Annotated in this window: 12 protein-coding genes; 6 read left to right on the top strand and 6 right to left on the bottom strand. The window is 60.5% G+C overall.

Annotated features, from left to right (window positions below; all coding sequences use genetic code 11):
- The first annotated feature begins 7 nt into the window (after window positions 1-7).
- From BT125_RS06935 to BT125_RS06910, 6 genes are all read left to right on the top strand, one after another.
- The gene (locus BT125_RS06935; protein WP_072405791.1) at window positions 8-304 is read left to right on the top strand and encodes a pyrroloquinoline quinone biosynthesis protein PqqE; all 297 of its coding nucleotides are present in this window, start codon (window positions 8-10) and stop codon (window positions 302-304) included.
- Between the two features lie 276 nt (window positions 305-580).
- Window positions 581-2,386, top strand: coding sequence for a phenylacyl-CoA dehydrogenase (locus BT125_RS06930; protein ID WP_060740332.1), 1,806 nt, complete (start codon window positions 581-583; stop codon window positions 2,384-2,386).
- Between the two features lie 376 nt (window positions 2,387-2,762).
- Window positions 2,763-4,052 (top strand): GGDEF domain-containing protein, encoded by a 1,290-nt coding sequence (locus tag BT125_RS06925; RefSeq protein ID WP_072405790.1) that lies wholly within the window; start codon window positions 2,763-2,765, stop codon window positions 4,050-4,052.
- Between the two features lie 91 nt (window positions 4,053-4,143).
- Window positions 4,144-5,940 (top strand): acyl-CoA dehydrogenase C-terminal domain-containing protein, encoded by a 1,797-nt coding sequence (locus BT125_RS06920; protein ID WP_072405789.1) that lies wholly within the window; start codon window positions 4,144-4,146, stop codon window positions 5,938-5,940.
- A gap of 245 nt (window positions 5,941-6,185) precedes the next feature.
- Complete coding sequence (locus BT125_RS06915) at window positions 6,186-7,964, top strand: acyl-CoA dehydrogenase C-terminal domain-containing protein (RefSeq protein ID WP_072405788.1); 1,779 nt, start codon at window positions 6,186-6,188, stop codon at window positions 7,962-7,964.
- 348 nt (window positions 7,965-8,312) lie between these two features.
- Complete coding sequence (locus BT125_RS06910) at window positions 8,313-8,471, top strand: YqaE/Pmp3 family membrane protein (protein WP_038436734.1); 159 nt, start codon at window positions 8,313-8,315, stop codon at window positions 8,469-8,471.
- An 80-nt stretch (window positions 8,472-8,551) separates the two neighbouring features.
- On the opposite strand, the gene BT125_RS06905 is transcribed toward BT125_RS06910, so the two are convergent.
- The 6 genes from BT125_RS06905 to pqqA all read right to left on the bottom strand — a co-directional run bounded on the left by BT125_RS06905 (window position 8,552) and on the right by pqqA (window position 13,775).
- Window positions 8,552-10,381, bottom strand: a complete 1,830-nt coding sequence (locus BT125_RS06905; protein ID WP_072405787.1) for a S9 family peptidase — start codon at window positions 10,379-10,381, stop codon at window positions 8,552-8,554.
- Complete coding sequence (pqqE, locus tag BT125_RS06900) at window positions 10,347-11,516, bottom strand: pyrroloquinoline quinone biosynthesis protein PqqE (protein WP_072405786.1); 1,170 nt, start codon at window positions 11,514-11,516, stop codon at window positions 10,347-10,349. Before pqqE ends, BT125_RS06905 begins: the two co-directional genes overlap by 35 nt.
- Window positions 11,488-11,763 carry a pyrroloquinoline quinone biosynthesis peptide chaperone PqqD gene (pqqD, locus tag BT125_RS06895; protein WP_060740339.1) on the bottom strand — a complete coding sequence of 92 codons (276 nt, stop codon included), beginning with the start codon at window positions 11,761-11,763 and terminating at the stop codon, window positions 11,488-11,490. The genes pqqE and pqqD overlap by 29 nt, the downstream gene beginning before the upstream one ends.
- Entirely contained in the window at window positions 11,760-12,512 is a 753-nt protein-coding gene (pqqC, locus tag BT125_RS06890) for a pyrroloquinoline-quinone synthase PqqC (protein ID WP_072405785.1), read from the bottom strand. The genes pqqD and pqqC overlap by 4 nt, the downstream gene beginning before the upstream one ends.
- A 196-nt stretch (window positions 12,513-12,708) precedes the next feature.
- Window positions 12,709-13,620 carry a pyrroloquinoline quinone biosynthesis protein PqqB gene (gene pqqB / locus BT125_RS06885; protein ID WP_072405784.1) on the bottom strand — a complete coding sequence of 304 codons (912 nt, stop codon included), beginning with the start codon at window positions 13,618-13,620 and terminating at the stop codon, window positions 12,709-12,711.
- 80 nt (window positions 13,621-13,700) lie between these two features.
- Complete coding sequence (gene pqqA / locus BT125_RS06880) at window positions 13,701-13,775, bottom strand: pyrroloquinoline quinone precursor peptide PqqA (RefSeq protein ID WP_003177660.1); 75 nt, start codon at window positions 13,773-13,775, stop codon at window positions 13,701-13,703.
- Window positions 13,776-13,838: the final 63 nt, after the last annotated feature.

Here is a 13,838-nt window from a genome sequence, read left to right as displayed (position 1 = left end):
CTCTGCCATGCAAATCTCAGGAAACACCGCGTTCTATGCCGGTCTGAGCACGATTCAGACAGGGCAGAACCGCGTTGATCAGGCCTCCAGCCAGATCGCCAACAATACGATCGAGCGTTCGGTCACCAGTCAGTCCTCGGAAGTCCAGGTTGATCGCTTGCGTTCGGTGGATCGTAGCCAGCAGTCGGATCAGGCCGCTAACATGGTCGAAATGGCCCAGGGCAAGTTCCAGGTGCAACTGGGCGCCAACGTCGCCAAGGCATCCGACGAAATGCTCGGGACATTGATCGATACTTTTGCCTGATCCTGTTCTTCAGATTTTGCCAAAACGCCGCGATTATTCGCGGCGTTTTTGTCTCTAACGTCCTATTGCTCAACTAATCTTTCCTACGCGCATCGCGGATTCTTCAGGGCGATGGGTTTCCTGTGTCTGACATTTTTCTCAGGCTGATGACGAACGGCAAAAGATCGGCGCTTGACAAGATTTGGGCGTAAACGTATGTTTCAAACAACTGTTTGACCGCTACAAAAAATCCACGCGGTCGTTCATTCCCGGTTACATCAGCAGAGGTTTATCGCTATGCCTGACTACAAGGCCCCCTTGCGTGATATTCGCTTCGTTCGTGACGAACTGCTTGGTTACGAAGCGCATTATCAGAGCCTTCCGGCTTGCCAGGACGCAACTCCGGACATGGTTGACGCCATTCTCGAAGAAGGCGCCAAGTTTTGTGAGCAGGTACTGGCTCCGCTGAACCGTGTGGGCGACATCGAAGGTTGCACTTGGAGCGAGTCCGGCGTGAAAACTCCGGCCGGTTTCAAGGAAGCCTACAAGCAATTCGTCGAAGGCGGCTGGCCAAGCCTGGCCCACGACGTCGAGCATGGCGGTCAAGGCCTGCCGGAATCCCTGGGCCTGGCGGTCAGCGAGATGGTCGGTGAAGCCAACTGGTCGTGGGGCATGTACCCGGGCCTTTCCCATGGCGCGATGAACACGATTTCCGAGCACGGTACGCCCGAACAGCAAGAGGCCTACCTGACCAAGCTGGTGTCCGGCGAATGGACCGGCACCATGTGCCTGACCGAACCGCACTGTGGCACCGACCTGGGCATGCTGCGCACCAAGGCCGAGCCTCAGGCCGACGGTTCCTACAAGGTTTCCGGTACGAAGATCTTCATTTCGGCCGGTGAACACGACATGGCCGACAACATCGTCCACATCGTGTTGGCACGCCTGCCGGACGCACCGGCTGGCACCAAGGGCATTTCGCTGTTCATCGTTCCAAAATTCCTGCCCAACGCCGACGGCTCCATTGGTCAGCGCAACGCGGTGAGCTGTGGTTCCCTGGAACACAAGATGGGCATTCACGGTAACGCCACTTGCGTGATGAACTTCGACGCGGCCACCGGTTACCTGATCGGCCCGGCGAACAAAGGCCTGAACTGCATGTTCACCTTCATGAACACCGCACGTCTGGGCACCGCGCTGCAAGGCCTGGCCCACGCCGAGATCGGCTTCCAAGGCGGCCTGAAGTACGCTCGCGATCGTCTGCAAATGCGTTCCCTGACGGGCCCGAAAGCGCCAGACAAGGCCGCTGACCCGATCATCGTTCACCCTGATGTGCGTCGCATGCTGCTGACCATGAAGGCCTTCGCCGAAGGTAACCGGGCGATGGTTTACTTCACCGCCAAGCAGGTCGACATCGTCAAATACGGCGTGGACGAAGAAGAAAAGAAAAAAGCCGATGCGCTGCTGGCGTTCATGACGCCGATCGCCAAGGCCTTCATGACCGAAGTCGGTTTCGAATCGGCCAACCACGGCGTGCAGATCTACGGCGGCCACGGCTTCATCGCCGAATGGGGCATGGAGCAGAACGTTCGTGACAGTCGTATTTCGATGCTGTACGAAGGCACCACCGGCATCCAGGCCCTCGACCTGTTGGGCCGTAAAGTGCTGATGACCCAGGGCGAGGCACTCAAGGGCTTCACCAAGATCGTCCATAAGTTCTGCCAGAGCAACGAAGGCAACGAAGCGGTCAAGGAGTTCGTCGAACCCCTGGCTGCGCTGAACAAGGAATGGGGCGAGCTGACCATGAAGGTCGGCATGGCGGCCATGAAGGATCGTGAAGAAGTGGGCGCGGCATCGGTGGACTACCTGATGTACTCCGGTTACGCCTGCCTGGCCTATTTCTGGGCCGACATGGCACGTCTGGCGGCGGAAAAGCTCGCAGCCGGCACCACCGAAGAAGCCTTCTACACCGCCAAGCTGCAGACCGCGCGCTTCTACTTCCAGCGCATCCTGCCGCGTACCCGTACCCACGTGGCAACCATGCTGTCGGGCGCGAACAACCTGATGGACATGAAAGAAGAAGACTTCGCGCTGGGTTACTAAGCCTTACGCGGTTTTTTGAAAAAAGCCGCTGCTTCTTCGGGAGCAGCGGTTTTTTCATGTCCGCCGCAAATCCCACATTGGAATGTTCATAGCCACGAAACTTGTATCTACCACGGGCCCCTGTGGGAGCGAGCCTGCTCGCGATAGCGGTGTGTCAGCCCATGGAGATATCTATTGAACAAGCGCCATCGCGAGCAAGCTCGCACACAGATCAACTGTGGATCCTGAAACAATATTCATCCAACTCACCCCTAAGAAAACCGTCCCCTCTGCCGTTACAGCGATGGCAGTGTGACATCTGTCACATCTCGCGTGCCTTACTGTTCCAATTGCAGGCACAATGCCATCTTTGATCAGCCGGGTTGGAGCTTTACCCTTGCCGCGTTCTTCCGCTGTACGTTTGAGCCATTTCCTACCGTCATTGCTGTTGTTGGTGGCGGGGCTTGCGGCTGCCTACGTCAAGGATCTCAACGTTTTCTTCACCTCGCTGTTCAACGTTCTCCCGACGTTGGTGTTGTTGCTAGGCGGGGCGTATTGCGCGGTCTACCGGCGTCAACGTGAACTGTTTCTGATGGTCACGGTGTATATCGCCTACTTTCTCCTGGACACCCAGACCGACTTCTACCGCGATAACGGTAAGGTGCGCGAAGACGCTGCGGTGGTGTTCCATCTCGTCTGCCTGTTGTTGCCGCTGTTGTTCGGGCTGTTCGCGGCGTGGCAGGAACGCACCCACCTGTTCCAGGACATGGTGGCGCGGTTCGCGGTGTTGCTGGTCTTTGGCAGTGTGGCGCTGGCCTTGGAGCAGAGTTTCCCCCAGGCCTTGTTGTTGTGGCTCTCGGAGATCCGCTGGCCCGCGTTGCACGGTGCCTGGATGAGTCTGATCCAATTGTCCTACCCGATGTTCGCCGCCGCGTTCCTGCTGTTGGCCTGGCAATATTGGCGCAATCCCCGGCCATTGCACGCGGCGCAACTGGTGGGGGTGCTGGGGTTGTTCTGGATGCTGCCCAAGACCTTTATCCTGCCGTTCACCCTGAACATCATGTGCAGTCAGGTGATGTTGATGATCGCCGCGGCGGTTGCCCACGAGGCCTATCAAATGGCCTTCCGTGACGAACTCACTGGCCTGCCGGGCAGGCGGGCACTGAACGAACGCATGCAGCGCCTGGGGCGCAACTATGTGTTGGCGATGAGTGATGTGGATCACTTCAAGAAATTCAACGACACCCACGGCCACGACGTGGGCGACCAGGTGCTGCGCCTGGTCGCCAGCAAGTTGTCGAAGATCGGCGGTGGCGGTAGGGCGTATCGCTACGGCGGTGAGGAATTTGCCCTGGTGTTCGCAGGCAAGACCATCGACGAGTGCATGCCCCATCTGGAAGTCATCCGCCAGTCCATCGAGACGTATGCCATCCAGCTGCGCAATCCTGATAGCCGTCCCCAGGACGATCAGCAAGGCCGCCAGCGTCGCTCCGGCGTGGGTGCTTCCAGCGTATCGGTGACGGTCAGCATCGGCGTCGCGGAGCGCCTTGAGCAGCGCACGCCCGAAGAAGTGCTCAAGTCCGCCGACCAGGCGCTGTATAACGCCAAGGGCGCGGGGCGCAACTGTGTAGTTGCCTTCGGCCAGAACCGCCGCGGCGCGGTGCGCATGGAAGCTGCCGCGGGTTGAGTGATGACGGCGCATTCAGCGTCTGGACTGTGATTGTGGGCCAGGGTGGCCGGCAGTAGGTTGGAACGATCTGCTACCGGAGAAAACCACCATGCCCGAGTACAAAGCCCCCCTGCGCGATATGCGCTTTCTGATCGATCACGTCTTCGATTTCCATGGCAGCTATGCCGAGCTGGGCGCCAGCGATGCCAGCCCGGACATGGTCAGTGCGATCCTCGAGGAAGGCGCCAAATTTTGTGAAAATGTGCTGGCGCCGCTCAATCGCTCCGGTGATGAAGAAGGTTGCCATTTCGACAACGGCGTCGTCACCACGCCTACAGGCTTCAAGCAGGCTTTCGCACAGTACGTGGAAGGCGGCTGGCACGGCTTGGCGGCAGATCCGGCTTATGGTGGCCAAGGATTGCCCAGCTCCCTGGGCCTGGTCATCAGCGAGATGGTTGGCTCCAGCAACACGTCCTGGGGTATGTATCCGGGCCTGACTCACGGTGCCATGTCGGCCATTCATGCCCATGGTACTGAAGCACAGAAACAGACCTACCTGAGCAAACTCACCGCCGGCCAGTGGACCGGCACCATGTGCCTGACCGAAGCCCACTGTGGCACCGACCTGGGTATCATCAAGACCCGCGCCGTGCCCCAGGCCGACGGCAGTTACGCGATCTCCGGCAGCAAGATCTTCATTTCCGCCGGCGAACACGACATGAGCGATAACATCATCCACCTGGTGTTGGCCAAGCTGCCGGACGCCCCCGCCGGGACCAAAGGCATCTCGTTGTTCATCGTGCCCAAGTTCCTCCCCGACGCCACCGGTGAGGCCGGGGCACGCAATGGCGTTTCCTGTGGCTCGATCGAACACAAGATGGGCATCAAGGCCTCCGCCACTTGCGTGTTGAATTTCGATGGGGCCAAGGGTTTCCTGATCGGCGAGCCGAACAAGGGCCTCAACTGCATGTTCACCATGATGAACCACGCCCGGCTTGGCACCGGCATGCAGGGCCTGTGCCTGGGGGAGGCAAGCTTCCAGGGCGCGATCAAATACGCCAACGACCGTCTGCAGATGCGCGCGCTGACCGGTCCCAAGGCGCCGGAAAAAGTCGCCGACCCGATCATCGTCCATCCCGATGTGCGCAGGATGTTGCTGACCATGAAGGCCTTCAACGAAGGCAACCGGGCGCTGACGTATTTCACCGCGCAACTGCTCGATACCGCCCACCTGAGCCGGGACGAAACCGCGCGTCAGGAGGCCGAGGACCTGCTGGCGTTTCTCACCCCGATCTGCAAGGCCTTCATGACCGACACCGGGCTGGAAGTAACCAACCACGGCATGCAAGTGTTCGGCGGCCACGGCTTCATTCGCGAGTGGGGCATGGAGCAGTTGGTGCGCGACTGCCGCATCGCGCCGATCTACGAGGGCACCAACGGCATCCAGGCCCTGGATCTGCTGGGGCGCAAGGTGCTGGGTAGCCAGGGCAAATTGCTGCGAGGTTTCACCAAGATCGTCCATAAATTCTGCGCCGCCAATGCCGAGCATCCGCAGCTCAAGGAGTACGTCGCGCAACTCGAGGAGCTCAACCGACAGTGGGGCGAGCTGACCACACGGGTTGGCATGACGGCCATGAAAAACCCGGATGAAGTGGGTGCCGCCTCGGTGGACTACCTGATGTACAGCGGCTACATCATCCTGGCCTATCTGTGGTTGCGCATGGCCTTGGTGGCCCAGGCGCAACTCGACAGTGGCAACGGTGACGGTGATTTCTGCCAGGCCAAACTGGCGACCTGCGAGTTCTACTTCAAGCGCCTGCTGCCACGTACGACCGCCCATCGGGCTGCCATCGAGGCGGGGAGCGATTGTCTGATGCAACTGCCGGCGGAGTTGTTTGCACTCTGACTGAACCGTGGCGAGGGAGCTTGCTCCCGCTGGGCTGCGTAGCAGCCTCTTTTTGTGAGTACTGCGCACTCAAGCGGTAGCAAGCTCCCTCGCTACGATTAATCTCCAAAATACCGGGTTGTGACTAAAAATAACAAAACAGTCACTGGTTGACCCTATGTGTCGTAAAAGTTGTTGAGGTACACTCAGGTCATTGCGAAACCGTCTTTTACGAACCCAACTGTTTAGATCCTGCGAGGTTTGCCATGGCTGACTACAAAGCGCCGCTGCGCGATATGCGCTTCGTCCTCAATGAAGTGTTCGAGGTCACGAAACTCTGGGCCCAATTGCCGGTGCTGGCCGACACCGTGGACGCTGAAACGGTCGAAGCGATCCTCGAAGAAGCCGGCAAAGTCACCAGCAAAAGCATCGCCCCCCTCAGTCGCGCCGCTGACGAAGAAGGTTGCCACTGGGCCGACGGCGCCGTCACCACGCCGGCAGGTTTCCCACAGGCCTACAAGACTTACGCTGAAGGCGGTTGGGTCGGTGTCGGTGGTGATCCGGTGTACGGCGGCATGGGCATGCCCAAGGCCGTTTCGGCCCAGGTCGAGGAAATGGTCAACTCCGCCAGCCTGTCCTTCGGCCTGTACCCGATGCTGACCGCTGGCGCCTGCCTGTCGATCAATGCCCATGCCAGCGAAGAACTGAAGGCGGCGTACCTGCCGAACATGTACGCCGGCGTCTGGGCTGGCTCCATGTGCCTGACCGAGCCTCATGCCGGTACGGACCTGGGGATCATCCGCACCAAGGCCGAACCTCAGGCCGACGGTTCCTACAAGGTCAGTGGCACGAAGATTTTCATCACCGGTGGCGAGCACGACCTCACCGAGAACATCATTCACCTGGTGCTGGCGAAACTGCCAGACGCACCGGCGGGCCCCAAGGGTATCTCGCTGTTCCTGGTGCCCAAGTTCATGGTCAATGCCGACGGCAGCCTGGGCGCGCGCAACGCGGCCAATTGCGGGTCGATCGAACACAAGATGGGCATCCAGGCGTCCGCCACCTGCGTGATGAACTTCGATGAAGCGGTGGGCTACCTGGTCGGCGAGCCGAACAAAGGCCTGGCGGCGATGTTCACCATGATGAACTACGAGCGTCTGGGGGTTGGCATCCAAGGCCTGGCCTCCGGCGAACGTTCCTACCAGAACGCCGTCGAATATGCCCGTGACCGCCTGCAAAGCCGTTCGCCCACTGGTGCGCAGAACAAGGACAAGGTCGCAGACCCGATCATCGTCCACCCCGACGTGCGTCGGATGCTGCTGACCATGAAGGCCTCGAACGAGGGTGGCCGGGCATTTTCCACCTACGTGGCGATGCAACTCGACACCGCCAAGTTCAGCGAAGACCCGGTCACCCGCAAGCGCGCCGAAGATCTGGTGGCGTTGCTGACCCCAGTGGCCAAGGCTTTCCTGACCGACCTGGGCCTGGAAACCACGGTCCATGGTCAGCAGGTGTTCGGCGGCCATGGTTACATTCGTGAATGGGGCCAGGAGCAACTGGTGCGTGACGTGCGCATCACCCAGATCTACGAAGGTACCAACGGTATCCAGGCACTGGATCTGGTAGGGCGCAAGATCGTCGGCAGTGGCGGTGCGTTCTACCGGCTGTTCGCCGATGAAATCCGCCATTTCACTGCCACCGCCAGCAGTGACCTGATGGAGTTCACCAAGCCACTGAACGACGCGGTCGGTACGCTGGATGAGCTGACCGAATGGTTGTTGGACCGGGCGAAGAACAACCCGAACGAAATCGGCGCCGCTTCGGTGGAGTACCTCCAGGCGTTCGGCTACACCGCTTATGCTTACATGTGGGCGTTGATGGCCAAGGCGGCCTTTGGCAAAGAAAACCAGGATGATTTCTACGCGAGCAAACTGGGCACGGCGCGGTTCTATTTCGCTCGCCTGCTGCCGCGCATTCACTCCCTGAGTGCTTCGGTGAAAGCCGGCAGCGAGTCGCTGTTTCTGTTAAAGCCCGGGCAGTTCTAAAAACTGACATTGTGTAAGCAAACGCTTACACAATGTACTGGCGTTTTCCCTCTATCGGCAGATTGGATCCAGGGCTAATCTACTTCACATGGACGCCGCGCAGGACGCGCAAAAGTAACAACACGGACACGTAGGATTCTGCCAGGACGGCGGAGTGAAATGGATGTCAGGGAAACAGTCTGCAAAGCCCCGCTTCGGCGGGGTTTTCTTTTGTCTGCGTTTTATACCGTTGCGCAGGGTTGGCCGTTCGGGTCGTCTTTCCTGAGTGTTATTCACTGAACCCTGACGAGCGGTCAGGGGTCAATGAGCTGTATGGCAATGTAGCCATCGCCAATCAGGGAGTCATCCATGGATATCATTCGAATTATCATCGCCATCCTGCTGCCGCCATTGGGTGTGTTTCTGCAGGTGGGTTTTGGCGGGGCTTTCTGGCTGAACATCCTGCTGACACTGCTGGGTTATATCCCAGGCATTGTGCATGCGGTTTACATCATCGCTAAGCGCTGAGGATCTGGCGCGAATTCAATTGCATGGTCTATTTCCCCTGTGGGAGCGAGCTTGCTCGCCCCCACAGTGTGTTTGGCTTCCTACAGATCGCCATCCATCACCTTGCGATAGAACAACCACTCATGCTCCAGCGCATGGGCCTGGTTCGCGGCTTTGCGAAAACCGTGGCGCTCATCCGGGTAGTAGTGCGCCTCGACGGCCACGCCGTTGGCCTGTAAGGCACTGACCATGTCGCGGGTTTGCTGCGGGACCACTACGGCGTCCAGTTCACCCTGGAAAAAAATCACTGGCACACGGATGTTTCCGGCGTGCAGCAACGGGGTGCGGGCGCGGTAGCGTTCGACGTCCTGTTGCGGGTCGCCGATCAGCCAATCCAGATAATCACCTTCGAACTTGTGCGTGGCCCGGCCGAGGGCGACCGGGTCGCTCACACCATAGAGGCTGGCGCCGGCACGGAAGACCTCATGGAACGCCAAGGCGCAGAGGGTCGTGTAGCCACCGGCACTGCCACCCCGGATGAACGCATGACGGCCGTCAATCAGGCCTTGTTCATCCAGGTAGGCAACCACCGCGCAGGCATCCTCGACATCCACCACGCCCCAGTTCAAATGCAATGCCTGCCGATAGGCCCGGCCATAGCCGCTGCTGCCGCGGTAATTGAGATCGGCAACGGCAAAGCCACGCTGGGTCCAATACTGGATTCGCGGATCGAACAGGGGATAACAGGCCGAGGTGGGGCCGCCGTGAATGAACACCACAAGGGGGGGCTTCGCCTGTACATTCATGGCCGGGTAAAAGAACCCGTGGGCCTCGCCTGACCCGGATGGATACCGCAGGGTTCGAGGACGGCTGATCTGTTCGACGGGCAATGGCGCGACACCGCCGGCCAGCACCGCCACTTCATGACTATGCCGCTCGATGGCAATGACCGCCGACGGGCCGGTCGGCGAAGCGGCAATGGCATAGATGAACCGCTCATCCAGCGCCAGGCTGCGAAAGCGGGTATAGGTGCCGGTAAAGTCTTCACTGGCGTCGTCACCGCGACACAGGCCCAGGCGCCCGAAGCCCGCTTCGGTCCAACTCGCCAGGTACGTGTGTTCATCCAGCGGCAGCCAGGTGCAGCCACCCAGTTGCCATGGCGCCGGGGCGTGATCGGCTTCGGCGGCGGGCAGTGGTTCCAGGCCTTGGCCCGACTCCCTCCAGGGCTGCCAATAACCACCGCGATCACTCAGGCAATAAAGGCGACTGGCCGCGTCGAAGCGCGGTTGCTGAATAGACTCTTGCTCACCGTCGCCGGCCACACAGCGTGGCTCGCCCCAACCCGAAGCATTGCGTTCGACCAACATCAACCGCGTGGCTGTCCAGGGTTGATACGGGCGGCTCCACTCAACCCAGGCGAGCCGCTGGCCGTCCGGGCTCAGGGTCGGCGAAGCGTAGAAATCGGCACCTTCAGCCAGTAGATGCCGTTGATGATCCGCCAACCCGATCGACACCAGGCGATGCTGGTCGGCTTGTTCTTCCACCGCCAACACCTGGCCACCGGCAAAGCCAAGGTCCCCGTAGCGGCACTCACCGGAGGTCAGCGCCACGGGCTGCCCGTCGCTCAGCGATTGGTGGTACAGCTGCTGGTCGGTTTCATTGACGAACAGCACGCCGTCATGGCTCAGGCAGAACGACCCGCCGCCGTATTCATAGACCAGGCTGCGCGCGCTGAATCCGTCCGGCGTCAAACAGCGGGCCTCGGCCTCTTGCCAATGCCAGATCCGGCAGGCACCGTCCGCGGGGCGGTATTCATTCCAGAACAAGCCCAAGGGCCCGACCTGCAGTTCGGCGAAGTCGGTGCCGGCGGCAACGGCCTGGGCGGCGCTGAAAGGCTCAGCCTTTAGCGATGAGGCGCGAGTTTCGTTCATTGCGAAAGGCCAACTGTTCAATGGTTTGCGTGGCGTGCTCGGCGTCTTCGCGCGCCTGGAGAATCACCCCGTGATGTTCGGATTTGCTGCACACCGGGTCGGCGTTACTGGCGTCCCCCGTGAGCATGAACGCCTGGCAGCGACAACCGCCAAAGTCCTTTTCCTTTTCATCGCAAGAGCGGCACGGTTCGGGCATCCAGTCATAACCGCGGAAACGGTTGAAGCCGAACGAGTCGTACCAGATGTGCTGCATGCTGTGGTCACGCACATTGGGAAACTGCACCGGCAGCTGTCGGGCACCGTGACAGGGCAGTGCCGTGCCGTCCGGCGTGACGGTGAGGAAGATGCTGCCCCAGCCGTTCATGCAGCCCTTGGGTCGTTCTTCATAGTAGTCCGGTGTGACAAAGATCAACTTGCACGGATTGCCTTCCGCTTCCAGCTTGGCGCGATATTCATTGGTGATGCGCTCGGCGCGTACCAGTTGTTCCCGGGTGGGCAGCAGGCCGACACGGTTCAATTGCGCCCAGCCGTAGAACTGGCAGGTGGCGAGTTCGACGAAGTCGGCTTCCAGGGCGATGCACAGCTCGATGATGCGATCGATCTTGTCGATGTTGTGCCGGTGGGTCACGAAGTTCAGCACCATCGGATAGCCATGGGCCTTCACCGCCCGGGCCATTTCCAGTTTTTGCGCGAAGGCCTTCTTAGAGCCGGCCAAGAGGTTGTTCACCTGCTCGTCGCTGGCCTGGAAACTGATCTGGATATGGTCCAGCCCGGCCTTCTTGAAGTCGCTGATTTTCTGTTCGGTCAAGCCGATGCCGGAGGTGATCAGGTTGGTATAGAAACCCAGCCTGCGCGCTTCACCGATCAGCTCGGCCAGGTCCTGGCGCACCAGCGGCTCGCCACCGGAAAAACCCAGCTGCGCGGCGCCCATCTCCCGGGCTTCGCGAAAGACCTTGAACCACTGCTCGGTGCTCAACTCCTTGCCCTGCTCGGCGAAGTCCAGCGGGTTGGAGCAGTACGGGCATTGCAACGGGCACCGATAGGTCAGCTCCGCCAGCAGCCACAGTGGCAGGCCGACTTCCGGCCTGGGCGGCAAGCCGGTGGTGTCAGGCAAGTTCGATCCAGTGCTGTGCACGGGCGACCTCCATGAATTGCTCGATGTCGTCACCGAGTTCCGGCACGTCGGGAAACTGCTTGGCCAACTCGTCGATGATGGCCGCGACATCCCGTTCGCCGTCGATCAGGCCACCGATCAGCGCAGCGCTGTCGTTCAACTTGATCATGCCTTCAGGATAGAGCAGCACGTGGCCTTTCTGGGCCGGTTCGTACTGGAAGCGATAGCCGGGGCGCCAGCGCGGGGTTTGGCTGCGGTCGAAACTCATAAGGTAATTCCTTTGTGCCAAACCCGTTGGTCGGTCACGCTGTGATAGGGCGGGCGGTTCAATTCGTAGGCCATGCTCATGGCATCGAGCATGCTCCAGAGGATGTCCAGCTTGAACTGGAGAATCTCCAGCATGCGTTCCTGCCCTGCGCGGGTGGTGTAGTGCTGCAAGGTGATCGCCAAGCCATGCTCCACATCGCGCCGGGCCTGGCCCAGACGGGTGCGGAAATATTCATAGCCGGCCGGGTCGATCCATGGGTAATGCTGGGGCCAACTGTCCAGGCGCGACTGGTGGATCTGCGGGGCGAACAGTTCGGTCAGCGAGCTGCTGGCGGCTTCTTGCCAGCTGGCCCGGCGGGCGAAGTTGACATAGGCGTCCACCGCGAAGCGCACCCCCGGCAACACCAGTTCCTGGGAGCGCAGTTGGTCGGGGTCCAGGCCCACCGCCTGGCCCAGCCGCAGCCAGGCCTCGATGCCGCCATCTTCGCCGGGCGCGCCGTCATGGTCGAGCAGGCGCTGGATCCACTCGCGACGGATTTCCCGGTCCGGGCAGTTGGCCAGGATCGCGGCGTCCTTGAGCGGGATATTCACTTGATAGTAGAAACGGTTCGCGACCCAGCCCTGGATCTGCTCGCGAGTGGCACGGCCTTCATACATCGCCACGTGGTAGGGGTGATGGATGTGGTAATACGCACCTTTGGCACGCAGGGCCGTTTCGAACTCGGCGGGGGACAGGGGGGTGTCAGTCATTTCGGTCTCCGGGGAATAACCGCTGGCGGTTGGGGTGGCTGGTCTGGCCTCTTCGCGAGCAAGCCCGCTCCCACATTGATTTTGCGGTGTATGAAATATCGAGTTACTCAGCCTCTGTGGGAGCGGGCTTGCTCGCGAAGGCGTCCTATCAGCCAGCACAGGCGTTGACTGTCGTCCCACATTGGTTCCGAGCTTCCTACAACTCAATACTCATTCCGTCGTAGGCCACTTCAATCTTTCGGCGTACAAGCTCGGCCCGTTCGGGCGAGTCTTCGTCCAGGATCGGGTTGGTGTTGTTGATATGGATAAGGACCTTGCGCTGCTCGGGCAGTTGCTCCAGCACTTCCAGCATGCCGCCGGGGCCGTTCTGGGCCAGGTGGCCCATTTCCCGGCCGGTGCGGGTGCCAACGCCACGGCGCTGCATTTCATCGTCGTCCCACATCGTGCCGTCCACCAGCAAGCAGTCGCTGCCGGCCATGATCGCCAACAACGACTCGTCGACCTTGCCCAGGCCCGGGGCATAGAACAGCTTGCCGCCCGTGCGCAGGTCTTCGACGATCAGCCCGATGTTGTCGCCCGGGTGCGGGTCGAAGCGATGGGGTGAATAAGGCGGTGCGGCGCTGCGCAGGGGCAGCGGGGTGAAGCGCAGGTTCGGGCAGGCGGCGATGGTGAAGCTCTGGTCGAGTTCGATGCGATTCCAGCTCAGCCCGCCGTTCCAGTGGGTCAGCATGTTGAACAATGGAAAGCCCGTGCTCAGGTCTTCATGGACCATGTCGGTGCACCAGACTTGATGCGGGCAACCTTCGCGCAGGCTGAGCAGACCGGTGGTGTGGTCGATCTGGCTGTCCATCAGGATGATCGCGCCAATGCCGGTGTCGCGCAGGGCCCGGCCCGGCTGCATTGGGGCGAAACTCTGAAGCTGGGCGCGAATGTCCGGGGAAGCGTTGCACAGCACCCAGTTCACGCCGTCATCGGACAGGGCGATGGACGACTGGGTCCGCGTCTGGGCCCGCAGGCTGCCGTTGCGAAAACCTGCGCAGTTGGCGCAGTTGCAGTTCCACTGGGGGAAACCGCCACCGGCGGCGGAACCTAGAATCTGGACGAACATGGCTGCTCCATCTGCAAACCGAAATAAAAACGCCTCGGCTGGCCGAGGCGTAGTGCTGCGTGCTTAATCGCCTGCAGCAATCAGCGGCTGGCGAAGTACATGGTGACTTCGAAACCGATACGCAGGTCGATATATGCGGGTTTGGACCAGGACATGGGAATACTCCTTTGGTTGGGGGGCTTTGGTTCGATGGAACGGTGGAGACTTATACATATAGT

Origin of the sequence: Pseudomonas sp. NFACC04-2, assembly GCF_900119265.1 — a bacterium.
Lineage (GTDB): Bacteria > Pseudomonadota > Gammaproteobacteria > Pseudomonadales > Pseudomonadaceae > Aquipseudomonas > Aquipseudomonas fluorescens_AA.
The sequence above is the reverse complement of the archived record's forward strand: the minus strand, read 5'-3'. Positions and strand labels throughout refer to the sequence as shown.